Source organism: Micromonospora sp. B11E3 (genome assembly GCF_039871625.1).
Lineage (GTDB): Bacteria > Actinomycetota > Actinomycetes > Mycobacteriales > Micromonosporaceae > Micromonospora.
The window spans coordinates 73,884-91,540 of sequence record NZ_JBDPMC010000025.1 but is presented as its reverse complement, the minus strand read 5'-3'; the positions used below and the strand labels follow the sequence as shown (position 1 = coordinate 91,540).

The following is a 17,657-nucleotide window of genomic DNA, read 5'->3' as shown; positions in this document are numbered from 1 at the left end:
GGTTATCAAAACCATCGCCCGCGACGCCTACGGCTTCCGAAACCCCGAAAACCAACGCCTACGCACCCGCACCACCACCACGCGACGCCACCGCGGACACCTCAACCCCGCTTAAGTTCGAAGAGCCTGTATGGCTCGCGGGATCGGCTGATCGCCGCGGCCGGCGACGAGTTCACCGCCCGCGAGGTCTCCCTGCTACATCGGCGCGCGGCCGACAAGATGTCTGACGAGCAGTGGACGGACGCCGATCTTGCGGTGCTGGATGAGGCCGACCACCTCATCAACGGGGTGGCAGAGCCATTTGATCATGTCGTCATCGATGAGGCGCAGGACCTGTCTCCCATGCAGTTGCGCTCGATCGCTCGACGGTCGGCCAATGGTTCCTTCACGGTGGTGGGCGACATCGCCCAATCGACGGGGCAATGGGCGCGTGACGAGTGGGATGACGTTGTTCGGCACCTGTCGTCCGACCTACCGGTCAACTACGAGGAACTACGCTACGGGTACCGTGTGCCGCGGCAGGTGTTCGAGTTCGCGGCCCAGCTGCTGCCAATCGCTGCGCCCTCGGTCCAGGCACCGCAGGTGGTACGGGATGGCCCAGGGGACCCGTCGATCCACCAGGTGGACGAGGACGATCGGGCGGGCGAGGCTGTCCGGGTCGCCATGGGACACGCCGCTCACGGTAGGTCCGTAGCGATCATTTGTCCTGGCACGTGCCGCGAGGACGTGGAGCTTGAACTCATCGCCAAGGATGTCGCCTGGCGTTCGGCTTCGGAGGGTGAGCTCGGCCCGGGTATCAATATCGTCGGCCCGCACGAGGCCAAAGGCCTGGAGTTCGATGCGGTCGTGGTCGTCGAACCAGTCGATATCGTGGCGGACGACGTTCGCGGACACCGCCTTCTCTACGTCGCCTTGACCAGGACGACGAGGTACCTGGACGTTGTTTGCAGCGGCAGTCCGTTGCCGACGGGCGTGGAGGTCGAGTCCACTCCAACTGGCGGTGGCGAGGCTGTCCAGGGCGACGACCAGCCGGACTTTTGGGGGGCCATGATGGCGGACCTCGCAGCCGGGATGGCAGAAATGGGAGTGGATCTGTCAGCAAGCAACCCTGGTGACAGCCAACCAACTCCGGATCCGGTTCTCACCGCTCCGAGGCCGAATCCGGAACCGGCTCCTACCGCTCCGCGCACAAAGGCCTCCGCACGTCTGATCACGGCTGCGGCTGAGGACGTTGTCGAGTTGCTACGCGAGAGCGTGGCGCCGAACTTGTGGCAGGCGGTCCTGACCAGAGCGGCGGAAATCATCTCCGACTCCGGCAAGAAGTAGCAGAGTCGGTAAGCGAGGGGCAGCCATCCCTCGACTCACGAGCGACACTTGGCGCTGCACGGCACCGATGGCCGCCTTTCCGGATGGTGGCCTCAGCGGGGAATCCAGAAGGGTGGTTGCTGACTCCGGAATCGTTTTCCCTGATTGTTGGGCCGCCAATGATCAGGGCAGCAACCCGTTCACATCTCCACAAAAGCACCTGCCCAGCAGGCCGTATCAGCACTCCACATTCCATCGACCTAGCTCAATTCCTCAGGGTAGCGCGGCAGGTGGACCGTTGGTTAACCTCCTCGGGTGACGGATCTTGAGCGTGGCCTCCACGAACATCTGATCACCCACCAGCTCGCCGAACGGCTTCAGCACGTCGACCCCGCCCTGGTCCAGCTCAACAGGATCGACCCGGCCGACGCGCACAACGTCCTAGCCCAGCACATCGCCACCCTGGCCCGCCGCGCCTTGCAGGCCGTCTCCGGCGGTGACGACAAGCTCGCCCGACAGGTCGAGGTTGCCAACCGCATCGTCGAAAGCATCGCTGGCTTCGAACCAGCGTCCGTCGACGCGTACGACCAGATCGCCGACGCCCGCAACCTCCTACACGCGATCGCCTCCCCGCCCACCCCACCGGCGCAGCCGGCCTTCCCGGCCCGCCCGACCACGCCGCTCTCCACGGGCGCGCTCCTCGTCAACGGTCGCCACCAACCCCGCATCGGCCACGAGGTCACCCACGAGATGGCGTCGGCCGACTCCGTGGACCTGCTGTGCGCGTTCATCAAGTGGCACGGTCTGCGGATCGTCGAGCCGGCCGTACGCGAGCTGATCGGGCGCGGCGGCCGGCTGCGGGTGATCACCACGACGTACCTGGGGGCGACCGATCAGCGGGCCCTCGACCGGCTGGCCGAGCTGGGCGCCGAGATCAAGGTCTCCTACGAGACGCGTACGACGCGGCTGCACGCCAAGGCGTGGCTGTTCCGCCGCAACAATGGCATGACCACGGCGTACGTCGGATCGTCGAACCTGTCAAAGGCCGCGCTGGTCGACGGCGTGGAGTGGAACGTCAGGATCTCGAACGTCGAGCAGCCGCACGTCATCGACACGTTCACGGCCACGTTCGAGGACTACTGGAACGACCCGGCGTTCGAGGCGTACGACCCGACGCGGGACGCGGATCGGCTGCGACAGGCCCTGCGCGGGGAGAAGCGCGAGAGCACCGAGATCGCGAGCCTGGACGTGCGGCCGTACCCGTACCAGGCGGAGATCCTGGCCGACCTGGACGCGGAGCGGCAGGTCCACGGACGGTACCGGAACCTGGTGGTGATGGCGACCGGCACCGGCAAGACGATCGTCGCGGCGCTGGACTACCGGCGGCTGCACAGGAACAACAGCGTCGACTCGCTGCTGTTCGTCGCCCACCAGGAGCAGATCCTGCGGCAGAGCCTGTCGACGTTCCGGCAGGTGATGGGCGACGGCAGCTTCGGCGAGCTGCTGGTCGGCGGCCGGGAGCCGGCCCACTGGCGGCACGTCTTCGCCTCGATCCAGTCGCTGCACCGGCGGGAGGTCGACCCCGAGGCGTACGACATGGTCATCGTCGACGAGTTCCACCACGCGGAGGCGCCGACGTACGCGCGGCTGTTGGAGCGGCTGCGTCCGCGCGTACTGCTGGGGCTGACGGCGACCCCCGACCGGGCCGACGGCGGCGACGTGCGCCGGTGGTTCGGCGGACGCACGGCCGTGGAGCTGCACCTGTGGGAGGCCCTGGATCGGCAGTTGCTGGCACCGTTCCAGTACTTCGGGGTGCACGACGACGTGGACCTGTCGCACCTGCGGTGGAAGCGCGGTCAGGGGTACGACCCGGGCGAGCTGAGCGGCGTCTACACCGGCAACGACGCGCGGGCGCGGCTGGTGCTCAGGGCGGTACGGGACGCGGTCGACGTGCAGCGAATGCGGGCGCTCGGGTTCTGCGTGAGCATCGCGCACGCCGAGTTCATGGCGGACTGGTTCGGCCGGCACGGCGTACCGTCGGCGGCGGTGACCTCCCGCACGGACCGCGCCGGGCGGGCGCGCGACGACCTGCTGCGGGAGTTCAAGGCCGGGAAGCTGCGGGTGCTGTTCACGGTCGACCTGTTCAACGAGGGCGTCGACCTGCCGATGGTCGACATGATCCTGATGCTGCGGCCCACCGAGAGCGCCACGATCTTCCTCCAGCAGCTCGGCCGTGGCCTGCGGCTGGACGACGACAAGCCGTGCCTGACGGTGCTGGACTTCATCGGCGGGCAGCACGCGAACTTCCGCTTCGACCTGCGGTGGCGGGCGCTGACGGGGGTCAGCCGGCGGGCGATCGTGGAGGCGGTCGAGCAGGGCTTCCCGTCGCTGCCGAGCGGCTGCCACATTCAGCTGGACCGGGTGGCGAAGGACGCGGTGCTCGCCAACCTGAGATCAGCCCTGAAGACGCCGAAGAAGAGCGGCCTGGTCGCGGAGCTGCGGCAGCTCGGGGACGTCGGCCTGGCCGAGTTCCTGCGGGAGACCGGGCTGGAGGTCGAGGACGTGTACCGGTCGGCGTCGCTCGGCGGGTGGGCCGGGCTGCGGCGGCTCGCCGGTCTTGAGGCGTCGGCGCCCGGGCCGGACGATCGGGAGCTGGGCCGGGCCATCGGGCGGATGCTGCACATCGACGACGTCGACCGGCTGGACCTGCTGTCCCGGGTCGCCGCGGGCGAGCGGCCCGAGCCGGGGCGGCTGTGGGACATGCTGCACTTCGACCTGTGGGGGCCGAACGCGCCGCTGTCGTCGCGGGAGGGGCGGGAGGGGCGGGACGAGCGGCTGGCGCGGCTGTGGGCGGAGCCGGCCCGCTGCGCCGAGCTGCGGCAGGTGGCCGAGGTGCTGCGGGAGCGCATCCACCGGGTGACGGCGAGGGCCGGTGCGCTGCGGGTGCACGCCCGGTACAGCAAAAACGAGGCATGCGCGGCGTTCGGGATGCCGAACCCAGGGTCGCTGCGGGAGGGCGTGAAGTGGCTCGAGTCGGAGCGGGCGGACCTGTTCTTCGTGACGCTGGTCAAGTCGGAGCAGCACTACTCCCCCACCACGATGTACGCCGACCGGGCGGTCACCGAGACGCTGTTCCAGTGGGAGTCGCAGAGCACCACGTCGGCGGCGTCGCCGACCGGGCAGCGGTACGTCCACCACGCCGAGCGCGGGTCGACCGTGCACCTGTTCGTCCGGGAGACGAAGGTCGCCGAGGGGGACCTGGGCGTGCCTCCGTACCTGTACGCGGGGCCGATGACGTACCGGTCGCACACCGGGGACCGGCCGATGCGGATTCTCTGGGAGTTGGCGTACCCGCTGCCGGCCGACGTGTACGCCGCCGCCCGGGCGATCGCCGCATGAGTACGAGACGCCAGGTGCTGGACCGGTTGACCGGTCTGCACCTGCACCAGCAGCACGGCCGCCGGGCCCCGCACAAGCCGCTGCTGGTGCTGCTGGCGCTCGGTCGTCTCGCCGGCACCGGCTCCAGCGAGCTGCCCTGGTCGGAGGCGCTGCAACTGCTCAGCGACCTGATCGCCGAGTTCGGGCCGGCGTCGAGAACGGGACGGGCGCAGAGCGCGGCGTACCCGTTCACTCGCCTGCGCAGCGACGGCGTCTGGGTGCTGAGCCAGGACGTACCGATGGACCTGGTCGGGCCGTTGACCACCCACGACGTGTCGGGACGGTTCGCCGATCCGGTCGAGGCGGCCCTGCACCGTGACCCGGAGCTGCTGCGGTCGGTCGCCCGGGCCCTGGTGGAGAGCCACTTTCCGCCCACCATCGCGCCCGACGTGCTCGTCGCGGTCGGGCTGGACCCCGACGACGTCCTGCACGCCGCCGCGCCGGCCCCGGTGGCAGGGCGGCGGCGGAAGGCGGGGTGGCGCGCCGACGTCCTGCGGGCGTGGGACCGCCAGTGCGCCTTCTGCGGGTACGACGGGCAGCTCGGCCACGCCTCGGTCGGCGTGGAGGCGGCCCACGTGCGCTGGTTCTCCCACGAGGGGCCGGACGATCTCGACAACGGGTTGGCGCTGTGCGTCCTGCACCACAAGCTCTTCGACTTCGGGGCGGTCGGGCTCGACCCGGCCCTACGGATCACCGTGTCGGCGGCGTTCACCGCCCGCACGGACGTCGGCAGATCGGTGTACGACCTGCACGGCCGTACGCTGCGCCCCCGCCCCGGCACCCCGCTCCCGGCCGCCGAGCACGTCAGCTGGCACCGCCGCGAGGTGTTCAAGGGTGACGCTCTCGCCGCGTAGCTGATGCAAGGATCGCCGGCGCGCGGGACGTGACCGCCTGGTGCCTCACTGCCTGAGTGCTCACCGGCCGGCGGCGAGTGTCCTACGGCAACCCGGTACGGCCCATTAGGCGGCCTGGTCTCCCCGATCTCGCGGCGGGCGGCCGCGAAGGCCCATAGCCTGGCAGGCGGGAGCACCTACGGAAGCTTGCCGGAGGACACCGTGACCAATGCCGCCGTCAGGGACGCGCTATCGGACGCCCGCGAGATCGAACTCACCCACACCGGCCGGAGGTCCGGGCGGCAGATCTCGCACCCGGTCTGGTTCGTGCAGCAGGACGACAGCGTCTTCCTGATGCCGATCACCGGCTCGGACAGCGACTGGTACAAGAACGTGCGCCGTACGCCGAGGGTGGAGATCGCCAGGGACGGCATGGCCGTGAGCACGAGCGCCACGCCGATCACCGACGCCGACCGGGTCAGGCGCGTCGAGGAGATGTTCCGCGCGAAGTACGGCGCGGACCAGGTGGACGCGCAGTACCCGAAGCGGGATGTCGCGGTGCAGGTGGCCCTGGCCTAGGTCGACTCCTTGTCGCCGACATGGCGGTGTCCGGGTGGCTCGGATACCGCCATGTCGCCGACATGGCGCTCACGCCGCGGACGGCGTCGGCGTCGGCGATCAGGCCGCGGGCGGGGTGCCGGCGTCGGCGGTACGGTCCGGGGATGGAGCAGCGCATCAGTCTCGTCACCCTCGGCGTCGCCGACCTCGCCCGCGCCCGCGCCTTCTACGAGCGGCTGGGCTGGCGCGGCCAGCAGGTCGAGGAGACCGTCTTCTACCAGGCGGGCGGCCTGGCCGTCGTGCTCTGGTCGCGGGAGAAGTTGGCCGAAGACGCGGGGATCACGGAGGACAGGAAGGGCGACGGCAGCCGGGACGGCTTCGGCGGGCTGGCCCTGGCGCACAACGTCCGCTCCCGGGCCGAGGTGGACGAGGTGCTGACCAAGGCGGCAGCGGCGGGGGCGAGGATCACCCGGCCCGCCCGGGAGACCTTCTACGGGGGCTACGCCGGTTGCTTCGCCGACCCGGACGGGCATGTCTGGGAGATCGCCTGGAACCCGGGCTTTCCGCTCGCCGCCGACGGCACGATCACCGTCCCCGACTTCGGCCGGCCCTGACGCCCGGCCGCCCACAGGAAGAACGCAACCGCGGAGCAGCCCAACGGCAGAGCAGCGCAGCCGCGAAGCGGGCCGGGCCGGCGAGGGGCACTCAGTGGACCGGGTCGTACGTCCCTCTCGACACGCCCGGCTTGCAGCGGCGCAGCCGGTTGGCGGCCATCCGTCCACCCACGGCCAGCCCGTACCGCTCGACGGCCGTCAGCCCGTACGCGCTGCACGTCGGCGTGTACCGGCACTGCCCCGGCCAGCGGTGCGACAGCCAGCGCCGGTAGCCGAGGATCGCGGCCCGGCCGGCCCGGTCGACCACGGACGAGCGGGTCGCGCCGGCCGCCGCAGGAAGCCCGGCGCCCGACCTGGAAGGCCAGGTCGCGCCGGAACGCCCGGCCCCCGCCCGGGAAGGCCGGCCGGCAGCGCGCGGCAGCCGGGCAGCCGCCCCGGCCGCCACCGAGCCGAGGGTCAGCATGAACGAGAAGAGCCCAAAGTCGCAGCAGTCCGGGCCGTCGCAGTCGCAGGCGTCGCAACCGTCGCACGAGGAGCCGGAGCCGCGCTTCTTCTTCCGGTGCTGCTTCCGCTTGAGGCTGAACATGCCGATCATGATGCGGCACCCGCGCCACCCCGCCGTACACCGGCCTCAGGTCCAGAGCGTCCGGCAGGCCACCGTAGCCGGAGCCGGACTCAGGTCCAGACCGTCCGCCGCAGGCCGCCGTGCTCGGAGCACGCGCCGCGCCGCCCGCCGGTCAGGCTGACGGACCCGTCGCGGCACTGCACCAGGTATCCCCGCCCGGCCCAGAACTCCCGCCCACAGTCGAAGTAGTCGCACACCCGCCAGTCGGGCTTGCGGATGCGGGAGCCGCCGCAGTAGTCGTACCCGAGGGGGTTGGCCGGGGCGCCGCACCGCCGCTCCCGCACCATGCTGGGCGACGGGGCGACCCGAGGGGCCACTTTCGCCGGCACCGGAACCGGAACGCGGAGCGGCGGGGGCGGGCTGGGCGACGCCGTGGGGGCGGTGGCGGCCACGGCGACCTCCGGGCCGGGCCGTGCTGGCGGGTCCGGGGCGAACAGCAGCGCGGGCACCAGCAGCGCCGCGGCGGCGGCCACCGCGACCGTACGGCGGCCGCCCGGCACCCGCGCGGCCGTCCGCGCCTGCGCGGGGGTGATGACGGACGGGCGCGTCGGCCGGGCCCGCTCGTGTTCGGCGATCAACTCGTCGAGCTGTGCGACCACCGCCGGGCGTTGCTCGATGGCCTCGGCAAAGGCCAGGGTGAGGGTGAACCGGAACTCGGCGGCGGCGTCGGTGGGCAGCAGCAGCCCGGAGGTGCGCCGCCGGTCGAGGACCTGGATCAGCGTCACGGGGGCCGCCGGGTCGTGGGCGAGTCCGGTGATCTTCCCGTACGCCCAGTCGCGCCGGCCGCGCCCGCCGAGCAGGACGACCCGACGGTCGGTGAGCACGGCGATGCCGGCGTCGACGGTCTTGACGCCCTCGGGGCGCCGGTGGTGCAGCGGCGGGCGGTCCGGGTCGACGTTGAGGTCGGGGGCGGGCAGCACGGCGGTGTGCCGCACCTCGACGAGTTGCGCGGCGGGCAGCGCCCAGAAGACGACCTCGCCGGGGGCGAGTTCGAGGGGCAGGCCGGCGCCGGCTGCCGGGGAGCCGCGGAAGCCGGCCGCCGTGTCGCGCAGCCGCCGCAGTTCCTCGTCGCGCCGCCGCCACGCCTGCTCGGCGTCGCGGTACGCGTGGTGGCGCCGTTCGTTCTGCCGGTGTGCCCACCGGTAGCGCCACGTCGTGCCCGTAGATCCAGCCTTCGCCACGCCGACTCCTCCGCCCGCGCGAACCACCAACCGGGGTGCCACCCGGTTCAACGAGGCGGAGGCGGCCCGAACCCGTCGAAGCGGGCGAAATACCCGATCAGGGGATGGACTCGCACGATGAGGGAAACCGACGGAGTGGTCCGTGTGGGCGGTGCGTGTCTGGGTAAGCGGATCCCAGCCGGGTCGCGACGGCGTGCCCGCGCCGTCCGACGCGAATGGGGGGTGGGCCCGTGACCGGCCCGGACGCGCACCCCCGCGTGGTGATCGGGGTCGACATCGGCACCACCAGCACGAAGAGCGTCGCGTACGACACCGAGGGCCGGCAGCTGGCCGCCCACTCGGCGGGGTACCCGCTGGACGAGCCGCACCCCGGGTACGCCGAGCAGGACCCGCGGCTGATCCTCGACGCGGTGCTGGAGACGGTCCGGGCGGTGGTGGCGGAGCTGCCCGGCCCGGTCGCCGGGCTGTCGTTCAGCACGGCGATGCACAGCCTGATCGGCCTGGACGCCGACGGGAAGCCGCTGACCGCGTCGGTGACCTGGGCGGACTCGCGGGCCAGCCGGCAGGCCGAGCGGATGCGGGCGGTCCCGTCGGGGCTGGCGCTGCACCGGCGCACCGGCACGCCGGTGCACCCGATGGCGCCGCTGCCGAAGCTGGTCTGGTTCGCCGAGCAGGAGCCGAGGCTGTTCGAGCGGGTCGCGCACTGGGTCGGCATCAAGGACTACGTGCTGCTGCGGCTGTGCGAGGCGCTGGTCACCGACCACTCGGTGGCGTCTGGCACCGGGTTGCTGGACATCCACCGGCTGGCCTGGGACGCCGAGGCGCTGGGCCGGGCGGGGATCACCGAGGAGCAGCTGCCGCAGCTGGTCCCCACCACCACGGTGCTGCCGGGGCTCACTCCGGCGGCGGCCGAGGCCACCGGCCTGCCGGCGGACACGCCGGTGGTGGTGGGCGCGGGCGACGGGCCGCTGGCCAACCTGGGGCTCGGCGCGGTGCACCCCGGCGAGGTGGCCTGCTCGATCGGCACCAGCGGGGCGATGCGGGTCATGGTCGAGCGGCCGGCGGTCGACCCGCTCGGCGGGGTGTTCTGCTACGCCCTGACCGAGGACCGGTGGGTGGTCGGCGGGGCGATCAACAACGGCGGGATCGTGCTCCAGTGGGCGGGCGAGGCGCTGGCCCCGGAGCTGGGCGAGCATGCCGAGGAGGAGCTGCTGGACCTGGCCGCCCGGGCACCGGTCGGCTCGGGCGGGCTGATCATGCTGCCGTACCTGCTGAGCGAGCGCGCCCCGCACTGGAGCTCGCTGCCGCGCGGGGCGTACGTGGGGCTGACCCACGGCCACGGCCGCGAGCATCTGGTCCGGGCGGCGTTGGAGGGGGTCTGTCAGCAGCTGGCGCTGGTGCTGTCGTCGGTGCGGGCGGCGGGCAACGAGGTGCGGGAGGTGCGGGCGGGCGGCGGTTTCGCCCGCAGCCCCCTGTGGCGGCAGATGCTCGCCGACGCGCTCGGCATGCCGGTGCGGTTCCCGGTGGGCCGCGAGGGGTCCAGCTTCGGCGCGGCGCTGCTGGGCATGCAGGCCCTGGGCCTGATCCCGTCGGTGGACGTGGCCGCCGACCTGGTGCGGATCGACGAGACGGTACGCCCCGACCCGGCCGCCGCCGCCACGTACGCGGCCCTGCTCCCGCTGTTCTCCGAGCTGTACGACGCGCTCGTGCCGACGTTCACGTCGTTGCGGCGGTTGGCGCCGAGCCTGCCGCCGGAGCCGCCACCCGTGTGACTGCAAGGAAGGGGTCGTGACCGCCGTGGTCGCACTGCTCGCCGCACCGGCGCCGCCGCTGACCAACGCCGGCGACGCCCAACTGATCGTCGCGGCCCTGTTGGGCATCGCCGCGGTGGTGCTCCTGATCGCCTGGGGCAGGGTCCACCCGTTCCTGGCGCTGATCCTCGGCGCGGCCGTGCTCGGGGTCGTCGCCGGGGTCGCACCCGACAAGATCGTCACGTCGTTCAGCGGCGGGGTCGGCTCGACCGTCGGCGGGGTGGGCCTGCTGATCGCCCTCGGGGCGATGATCGGTGGCCTGCTGGCCGAGTCCGGGGGCGCGGACAACATCGTCACCCGGACCGTCCGGAGGGTCTCCGGGAACGCCCTGCCGTGGGCGATGGCCGGGGTGGCGGCGCTGATCGGCCTGCCGCTGTTCTTCGAGGTCGGCGTGGTGCTGCTGGTGCCGATCGTGCTGCTGGTGTCCCGGCGTACCGACCTGCCGCTGATGAGGCTCGGCATCCCCGCGCTGGCGGGCCTGTCGGTGCTGCACGGCCTGGTCCCGCCGCACCCCGGTCCGCTGGTGGCGATCTCCTCGCTCAACGCCGACCTGGGGCTGACGCTGAGCCTGGGCCTGCTGATCGCCATTCCGACGGTGATCGTGTCCGGGCCGGTGTTCGGCAACATGATCTCCCGGTACGTCACCGCGACCGCCCCGGCGTCGCTGCTGCCGACCCGCGCGCCCGTGCCCGGCGGGGGCGGCCCGGCCGAGCGCGGGGCGGCGGCCCGGCCGCCGGTGGACGCCGACGGCGACCTGCTCACCGAGGACGACCTGCTCAATCCGGGTACGGGCCGGCCGGGCGCCCCGGTCGACGACACGGGCACCGAGGCGGCGCGGCGGGCGCCGGCGTTCTGGCCGGCGGTGATCACCGTGCTGCTGCCGGTGGTGCTGATGCTGCTGCGGGCCGTCGGCGAGCTGACCCTGGTGGAGGGCGGCGCCGGCCGCCGCGCCCTGGACATCGTCGGCACCCCGATCATCGCCCTGCTGGCGGGCGTGATCGTGGCCATGTTCACCCTCGGCTACCAGGCCGGGTTCAACCGCACCCAGGTCTCCTCGGTGCTCGGCGGGTCGCTGCCGCCGATCGCCGGCATCCTGCTGATCGTCGCCGCGGGCGGCGGGTTCAAGCAGGTGCTCGTCGACGCCGGGGTGGGCAACCTGGTCGCCCACGCGGCCCAGAACGCCAACCTGTCCCCGCTGCTGCTGGGCTGGCTGGTCGCGGTGGGCATCCGGGTGGCCACCGGCTCGGCGACCGTCGCCACCATCACCGCCGCCGGCATCGTCGCCCCGCTCGCGGCGACCCTGGACCGGCCGGGGGTGGCGCTGCTGGCCCTGGCGGTCGGCTGCGGCTCGCTGTTCTTCTCGCACGTCAACGACGCGGGCTTCTGGCTGGTGAAGGAGTACTTCGGGCTGACCGTCGGGCAGACCATCGCGAGCTGGTCGGTGATGGAGACGATCATCTCCGTGGTGGGGTTCGCCGGCGTCCTCGTGCTCGACCTGCTGTTGTGAGGGCCGGGGCGCGGCGCGCCCCGGCCCCTCTCACGCGCGGCTGATCGCGTTGGCGTGGATCGCCTCGTTGAGGTAGGCGGCCATGCCCGGGCGGATCGCCTCGTAGTACGCGGTGAACCGCTCGTCGGCCACGTACATGTCGGCCAGGCCGGTGTGGATCTCGTACGTGCACTCGTAGAACCAGCGGCTGACGAGCTGCCGGTGCTCCTCGGCCAGCGCCATCGCCGTCGGGCCGTCGGCCGGCGCCCCCGAGTCCATGACCTCGACGAACCGCCGGCCCCAGTCCGCGTTCTCGGCCTTGTTGCGCAGCCAGTCCTCCTTGCCGTAGCCGGCCACGCGCCGGGCCGACTCCCGGTACGCCTCGCTGCCGCCCCACCGGCGCTGCGCCTCCTCGGCGTGCGCGTCGGGGTCGAAGTCGCCGAAGACCTCGAACCGCTCCTCCGGGGTCAGTCGGATGTCCATCCTGCTCGCCTCCATCGCGAACTCGATCGCCGCGACCATCTCCTGCAACCGCGTGATCCGCCCGGTGAGCAGCTCGTGCTGCCGGCGCAGGTGCGCCGCCGGGTCGGTGTCCGGGTCGTCGAGGATCGTGGCGATCTCCTCCAGCGGGAACCCCAGCTCCCGGTAGTAGCGGATGAGCTGCAGCCGCTCCAGGTCGGCGTCGTCGTAGCGCCGGTACCCGGCGGGGCTGCGCCCGCTGGGCGAGAGCAGGCCGATCTCGTCGTAGTGGTGCAGCGTCCGCACCGTCACGCCGGCGGCCTTCGCCACCCGTCCCACCGTCCAGGCCATGGTTCCCTCCCTTCCGCGACCAGGCTGCCGCCTACCGTTGCGTCAGGGTCAAGCACGCTACGCGTGCCTAAGCGGGTCAAGCCCGCTTTCGCGGGCCGCCGTGGGGTCAGGCGGGCGCCGCCGGGAGCAGGGTGGCGCGCAGGTCGGCGAGGCCGGTGGGGCGACCGTACCGCCAGCCCTGGCCCTGGAGGCAGCCGATCGCGGTGACCGCCGTGTGCTGCCCGTCGGTCTCCACCCCCTCGGCGACGACGCTCAGGTCGAACGCGCCGGCGAGTCGGGTGACCATCTCCACCGTCGCGTACGCGCGGGCGTCCGCGCCGAGCCGGGCGACGAACGACCGGTCGATCTTCAGCTCGGTGGCGGGGATGCGGTGCAGGTAGCTCAGCGACGAGTAGCCGGTGCCGAAGTCGTCGATGGCGATGCGGATGCCCAGCTCGCGGAGCTGGCGCAGGCGGTCCAGCACGGTTTCGCTGCCGTCGATCAGCGCCGACTCGGTCAGCTCCAGGGTGAGCGCGCGGGGCGCCAGGCCGGCGGCGGCGGTGGCCTCGGTGACCGTGGCGATCAGGTCCGGCCGGCGCAGGTGCGCGGCGGCGATGTTCACCGCGACGGTGGCCTCGGGGGCCCGGTCCCGCCAGGTCGCGGCGGCACGGCACGCCTCGTGGATCACCCACCGGTCGATCGGCACGATCAGCCCGGTCTCCTCCGCCAGCGGCAGGAACCGCGCCGGGGAGAGCAGGCCGAGCCGGGGGTGCCGCCAGCGCACCAGCGCCTCCGCGCTGCGCACCGTGCCGGTGGCGAGGTCGACGATCGGCTGGAACTCCAGGTGCAGCTCCTGCTCGTCGATGGCGCGGCGCAGGTCGGCGATCAGCTCGGCCCGGGTCACCGCCGCCTCGCGCAACTCCGCCGTGCACGTCCGGTACGCGGACTTGCCGGCCGCCTTGGCCGCGTACATGGCGATGTCGGCGTCGCGCAGCAGGTCGGTGTGGGAGGTGTGCTGGGGGCCGTACTCGGCGATGCCGATGCTGGCCGAGGTGTGCCCGCCGACCTCCTTCTCCTCGTCCTCGGGCGGTTGCAGGGCGGCGAGGAGCCGCTCCGCCAGCGGCTCGGGTCGTACCTGATGACTGGCGTCGACGAGGACGGCGAACTCGTCGCCGCCGAGCCGGGCGACCGTGCCGTCGTCGCCGACGACCCGGCGCATCCGGCCGGCGATGCCGGTCAGCAGCGCGTCCCCGGTGCCGTGCCCGAACCGGTCGTTGACCTGCTTGAACCCGTCCAGGTCGAGCAGCAGCACGGCGACCGGGCCGCCGGCGCGCAGTGCCCGGCGCAGCCGCCGGGTGAACGCCAGCCGGTTCGGCAGGCCGGTGAGCTGGTCGGTGTAGGCGAGGGCGCGCAGCCGGGCGACCAGGCGCAGGTTCTCGTTGGCCGCCAGCCCCTGCCGCGCGGCCAGGACGCCGAGCAGCGCCATCACGGTGACGAGGACGAGCTGCGGGGTCTGCCCGTCGGGCCGCCGGGCCAGGTGCACCGCCACGATCGCCCCGCCGACCGGCAGGCAGGGCAGGGCGACCCGCCACCACGGCGGCAGGGGCGTCTCGGCGGTCTCGTCGACCTCGTCGGCGCCGGGCGGCGGCGGGTACCGGGTGGCGGCGCCGACGAGCAGGTAGCTCAGCGGCCAGCAGACGTCGACCGGGCTGCCGGTGGTGTATTCGCCGTGGGCGACCAGGGACACGTACGCGGCGTCGGCGACCGCCCGGGTGACGAGGCTGGCCCCGATCACGGTGAGCGGTCGCCACCTCGGCCGGATCGTCCCGGTCACCGCCACCAGGAGGGTCAGCTGCGCGAGGTCGAGCATCGGGTAGAGCAGCCCGAGGGTGCGCGCCGGGTCGGCCAGGTCGGCGGTGGCGACGTCCCGGAACACCAGCACCCAGCCGATCGGGATGAGGGAGAGCCCGACGATCACCCCGTCCAGCACGGCCCGGGCCCGGCCGATGGCGCTGCGGGCGGCGACGGAGCAGAGCAGCGCCGCGGTGCCGGTGACGATGCCGGCGGTGAACAGGGCCCCGACCAGCGGGGTGTGCGGCAGGGAGTCGTCGCCGAGCCGCTGCGCCGTCCACACCATCCGGCCGAGCGCGGCGAGGCCCATGGTGGCGGCGAGCAGCGCCCAGAACCGGCGTAGCGGCGGGGAGTGGCGGCGGGCCGCGCCGACGCAGGCGACGGTGGCCCAGCCCGCCACGACGATCGCCCCGACGTCGCTGGCCACGGCCTCGCCGGGCAGCCCGGCGACCAGCCAGGCCGCCTCGATGAGCAGGACCGCGACGGCCACCGCGAACCCGGCCCCGGACCACAGGTCGGGGGTCACGCCGGCCTGGCGGACGTCCTGGGGCAGCACAGTGGTCGCTCCGGCTCTCTCTCCTGCGTGCACCCTCGACGGTGAGGACCGGTCATGGACGGCGGACGCCGAAAGCCTAGTGCGGTGCCGGGCGGGCCGCCAGGCTCTGCGGGCGCGATCGTGGGCGCCTGTCCGCCATTGCCGCGCCGCGTCCAGCGCCGAGAAGGTGACACTCCTATGGAGTTGCCCGCACGGACGGGGCGGGCGGCGTGGCCGTCTGGCGGTAGAGACCGACCAGGACGCCGTACCGCGGCTCGTCCGGGCCGGCCTCCTCGGCGTCGGCGACAAGGTCGTCCAGGGTGGCCCGCAGCCGCTGCGCCTGCGCCGGGGTGAGCCGTAGGTGGCGCAAATGCAGCAGCGGATCGGGGTCGCCCGTCAACTCCTCGGCGACCGCGCGCAGCAGTGCGGTGGTGGTGTCGGAGTCGCCGGACCCGCCGACCAGCCGGCGGTAGCTGCGCTCGTGGTACTGCTCCGTGCCCCCGCGCACCTGACGGGTGTGCGCGATCCGGGCCATGCCCGCCTCGGTCAGCACCTTCAGGTGGTGGGCGACGGTGCCCTTCGCCGCGCCCAGCCTGGTGGCGAGCTGGCTGATGGTCGCGGGACCGGTGCCGAGGGCGAAGAGCAGCCGGTGGCGGAACGGGTGGGCCAGCGCCCTGAAGTGGGCCGGAGTGCGGGCCTCCAGCGCCTCGACGATCTCGTCTGTCACCCGGAAAGCGTCCAGCTATCTTGACGCTTTGTCAATCGGCTGTTCTACTGCCCACACCACGGTGGACCGACGGACGGGGGCAGCCGATGCGACAGGACGAGATCACCGAGGTCGTCGAACGGGCCGGAAGGCTGGTCGCCGAGCGGTACGTCTTTCCCGACGTCGCCGAGCGCGTCGCCGCGCGCCTCGCCGACCGGCTGCGCGCCGGCCGGTACGCCGACGCCGCCGGCCCCGCGGCGCTGGCCGCGCTGGTCACCGAGGACCTCCAGTCGGTCAACGGCGACCAGCACCTGCGGCTCAACCACCACGACGCGGCCCTGCCGGAGCGCGCGGAGACGCTGGACGAGCAGTGGTGGGCCCGGCAGGCGGCCACCACCATGGGCGGTATCGCCCGGGTGCAGCGGCTGGCCGGCAACGTCGGGCTGCTGGAGATCCGGCCCTGCCTCTTCCCGCCGCAGGTCGCCGGCGACGCCATGGTGGCGGCGCTGCGGCTGCTCGGCGGCACCGACGCGCTCCTGCTCGACCTGCGCGGCAACCGGGGCGGCAGCCCGGACATGACCGCCCTGCTCTGCGGCTGGTTGTTCGCCGAGCCCGCGCACCTGCACACCATGCACGACCGGGCCGGCGGCGCCCGTCAGTTCTGGAGCGCCGCGTACCTGCCGGTGCCGAGATACGCGCCGGAGAAACCCGTCCACGTGCTGACCTCCACACGGACGGTCTCCGGCGGCGAGGAGCTGGCGTACGACCTCCAGCAGCTCGGCCGGGCCACAGTGGTCGGCGAGCGGACCCCGGGGGCGGCGCACCCGTGCGTGGGCCGGCGGCTGCACCCGCACCTGGAGCTCACCGTGCCGGTGGCCCGGCCCGTCAACCCGGTCTCCGGCGCCAACTGGGAGGGGCGCGGGGTGCTCCCGGACGTCGAGGCACCGGACCGGGAGGCGGAGGCCGTGGCGTACCGGATGGCGCTGCGGGCCCTGCTGGCCGACGACCCCCGGCGGCCCACGGCGGACGAGGCCCGAGCCGCGCTCGCCGCGGCCTGCTGACCGGGCCAGCCGCCCGGCAGAACCCGACCGGCCCGGCCGGTCGGTTCCGGAACACCGGACGCCGGCGACCCGACGACAACGGGGGCGGGTCGCCGGCGTCCGGTCAGGCGCAGGCCAGCAGGTAGGCGCGGCGGGTCTCGGCCTCCCGCGGGTACGGCGCCCGATCCAGCGTGGCCTCGACCGTGAAGCCGGCGTCGACCAGCGCCGCCGCGACCGTACCCGCGTCGAAGAAGCGGAAGTCGACCTCGACCCGGTGCCCCCACCACTCGGTGAGGCGCCGCACCTCGGCGCCGAGGTGGAACGCGACCAGCAGCCGGCCGCCCGGCCGCAGCACCCGGCGCGCCTCGGCGAACGCGGGCCGCAGCTCGTCCCCGTCGAGGTGGATGATCGAGTAGAGCGCGACGGCGGCGGCGAACTCGCCGTCGGCCGCCGGGAGGCGCAGCAGGTCGCCCTCGCGGAACTCCGCCTCCGGGTGCTCGCGGCGGGCGAGCGCGACCATCGCCGGGGAGAGGTCGACGCCGACCGCCCGGACGCCGCGGGCGGCGAGCCACGCGGTGACGTGCCCCGGCCCGCAGCCCAGGTCCGCCACCGGCCCGCCGGCCGCGGGCCCGTCAGCCGTTTGTCCGCCGAGCGCCGGTCCGCCGCCAGCCTGTCCGCCGCCAGCCTGCCCGCCGAGCGCCTGTCCGCCGGTCGCCTGCTCGACCAGGGCCGCGAGCAGGGCGCGGTCCAGCGGCTTGCCCGCCAGTTCGTCGCCGATGCGCCGGTGGTACTCCTCGGCCACCGCGTCGTAGCCGAGCCGCGTCCGGCCGCGACCGGTCTCGATCTCCATCGCGCCAGCATCGCACGGCGGCCCCGCGCGCCCCA

General features: G+C 73.4%; 14 protein-coding genes. 8 read left to right on the top strand and 6 right to left on the bottom strand.

Going from position 1 to position 17,657, the window contains the following annotated elements; genetic code table 11:
• The 5 genes from ABGB16_RS15440 to ABGB16_RS15420 form a co-directional block, all read left to right on the top strand.
• The coding region (locus ABGB16_RS15440) for an ATP-binding domain-containing protein (RefSeq protein ID WP_347668734.1) at positions 1 to 1,326 on the top strand (1,326 nt) is incomplete at its 5' end.
• Between the two features lie 294 nt (positions 1,327 to 1,620).
• Entirely contained in the window at positions 1,621 to 4,704 is a 3,084-nt protein-coding gene (locus ABGB16_RS15435) for a DUF3427 domain-containing protein (protein WP_347668733.1), read from the top strand.
• Positions 4,701 to 5,597 carry a phosphorothioated DNA-binding restriction endonuclease gene (locus ABGB16_RS15430; RefSeq protein ID WP_347668732.1) on the top strand — a complete coding sequence of 299 codons (897 nt, stop codon included), beginning with the start codon at positions 4,701 to 4,703 and terminating at the stop codon, positions 5,595 to 5,597. The genes ABGB16_RS15435 and ABGB16_RS15430 overlap by 4 nt, the downstream gene beginning before the upstream one ends.
• A gap of 201 nt (positions 5,598 to 5,798) precedes the next feature.
• Complete coding sequence (locus ABGB16_RS15425) at positions 5,799 to 6,155, top strand: nitroreductase/quinone reductase family protein (RefSeq protein ID WP_347668731.1); 357 nt, start codon at positions 5,799 to 5,801, stop codon at positions 6,153 to 6,155.
• A 143-nt stretch (positions 6,156 to 6,298) separates the two neighbouring features.
• Positions 6,299 to 6,748: a VOC family protein gene (locus tag ABGB16_RS15420; protein ID WP_347668730.1), complete on the top strand. Its 450-nt coding sequence runs from the start codon at positions 6,299 to 6,301 to the stop codon at positions 6,746 to 6,748.
• A gap of 91 nt (positions 6,749 to 6,839) precedes the next feature.
• Here the strand turns inward: ABGB16_RS15420 and yidD are convergent, their stop codons facing one another.
• Positions 6,840 to 7,334, bottom strand: coding sequence for a membrane protein insertion efficiency factor YidD (gene yidD, locus ABGB16_RS15415; protein ID WP_347668729.1), 495 nt, complete (start codon positions 7,332 to 7,334; stop codon positions 6,840 to 6,842).
• An 89-nt stretch (positions 7,335 to 7,423) separates the two neighbouring features.
• Positions 7,424 to 8,554, bottom strand: coding sequence for a hypothetical protein (locus ABGB16_RS15410; protein ID WP_347668728.1), 1,131 nt, complete (start codon positions 8,552 to 8,554; stop codon positions 7,424 to 7,426).
• Positions 8,555 to 8,784: 230 nt separating this feature from the next.
• Here ABGB16_RS15410 and ABGB16_RS15405 point away from each other — a divergent pair, with 230 nt between their 5' ends.
• Both ABGB16_RS15405 and ABGB16_RS15400 read left to right on the top strand, forming a co-directional pair.
• Positions 8,785 to 10,326: a gluconokinase gene (locus ABGB16_RS15405; protein ID WP_347668727.1), complete on the top strand. Its 1,542-nt coding sequence runs from the start codon at positions 8,785 to 8,787 to the stop codon at positions 10,324 to 10,326.
• A gap of 25 nt (positions 10,327 to 10,351) precedes the next feature.
• A complete protein-coding gene (locus ABGB16_RS15400; RefSeq protein ID WP_347668736.1) occupies positions 10,352 to 11,872 on the top strand; it encodes an SLC13 family permease in 1,521 nt (506 codons plus the stop codon).
• A gap of 30 nt (positions 11,873 to 11,902) precedes the next feature.
• On the opposite strand, the gene ABGB16_RS15395 is transcribed toward ABGB16_RS15400, so the two are convergent.
• The 3 genes from ABGB16_RS15395 to ABGB16_RS15385 form a co-directional block, all read right to left on the bottom strand.
• Positions 11,903 to 12,661 (bottom strand): MerR family transcriptional regulator, encoded by a 759-nt coding sequence (locus tag ABGB16_RS15395; protein WP_347668726.1) that lies wholly within the window; start codon positions 12,659 to 12,661, stop codon positions 11,903 to 11,905.
• A gap of 106 nt (positions 12,662 to 12,767) precedes the next feature.
• On the bottom strand, positions 12,768 to 15,047 hold the full coding sequence (locus tag ABGB16_RS15390; RefSeq protein WP_347668724.1) for an EAL domain-containing protein: 2,280 nt from the start codon (positions 15,045 to 15,047) through the stop codon (positions 12,768 to 12,770).
• Between the two features lie 175 nt (positions 15,048 to 15,222).
• On the bottom strand, positions 15,223 to 15,753 hold the full coding sequence (locus ABGB16_RS15385) for an ArsR family transcriptional regulator (RefSeq protein ID WP_347668723.1): 531 nt from the start codon (positions 15,751 to 15,753) through the stop codon (positions 15,223 to 15,225).
• A gap of 86 nt (positions 15,754 to 15,839) precedes the next feature.
• On the opposite strand from ABGB16_RS15385, the gene ABGB16_RS15380 reads away from it, so the two are divergent.
• Positions 15,840 to 16,793, top strand: coding sequence for a S41 family peptidase (locus ABGB16_RS15380; RefSeq protein ID WP_347668722.1), 954 nt, complete (start codon positions 15,840 to 15,842; stop codon positions 16,791 to 16,793).
• A 103-nt stretch (positions 16,794 to 16,896) separates the two neighbouring features.
• Here the strand turns inward: ABGB16_RS15380 and ABGB16_RS15375 are convergent, their stop codons facing one another.
• Entirely contained in the window at positions 16,897 to 17,622 is a 726-nt protein-coding gene (locus tag ABGB16_RS15375; RefSeq protein WP_347668721.1) for a class I SAM-dependent methyltransferase, read from the bottom strand.
• Positions 17,623 to 17,657: the final 35 nt, after the last annotated feature.

Coding starts and splice junctions, on each gene's coding strand:
- ABGB16_RS15395 (WP_347668726.1), bottom strand. CDS start 12,661: ATGGCCTGGACGGTGGGACGGGTGGCGAAGGCCGCCGGCGTGACGGTG.
- yidD (WP_347668729.1), bottom strand. CDS start 7,334: ATGTTCAGCCTCAAGCGGAAGCAGCACCGGAAGAAGAAGCGCGGCTCC.
- ABGB16_RS15380 (WP_347668722.1), top strand. CDS start 15,840: ATGCGACAGGACGAGATCACCGAGGTCGTCGAACGGGCCGGAAGGCTG.
- ABGB16_RS15420 (WP_347668730.1), top strand. CDS start 6,299: ATGGAGCAGCGCATCAGTCTCGTCACCCTCGGCGTCGCCGACCTCGCC.
- ABGB16_RS15375 (WP_347668721.1), bottom strand. CDS start 17,622: ATGGAGATCGAGACCGGTCGCGGCCGGACGCGGCTCGGCTACGACGCG.
- ABGB16_RS15430 (WP_347668732.1), top strand. CDS start 4,701: ATGAGTACGAGACGCCAGGTGCTGGACCGGTTGACCGGTCTGCACCTG.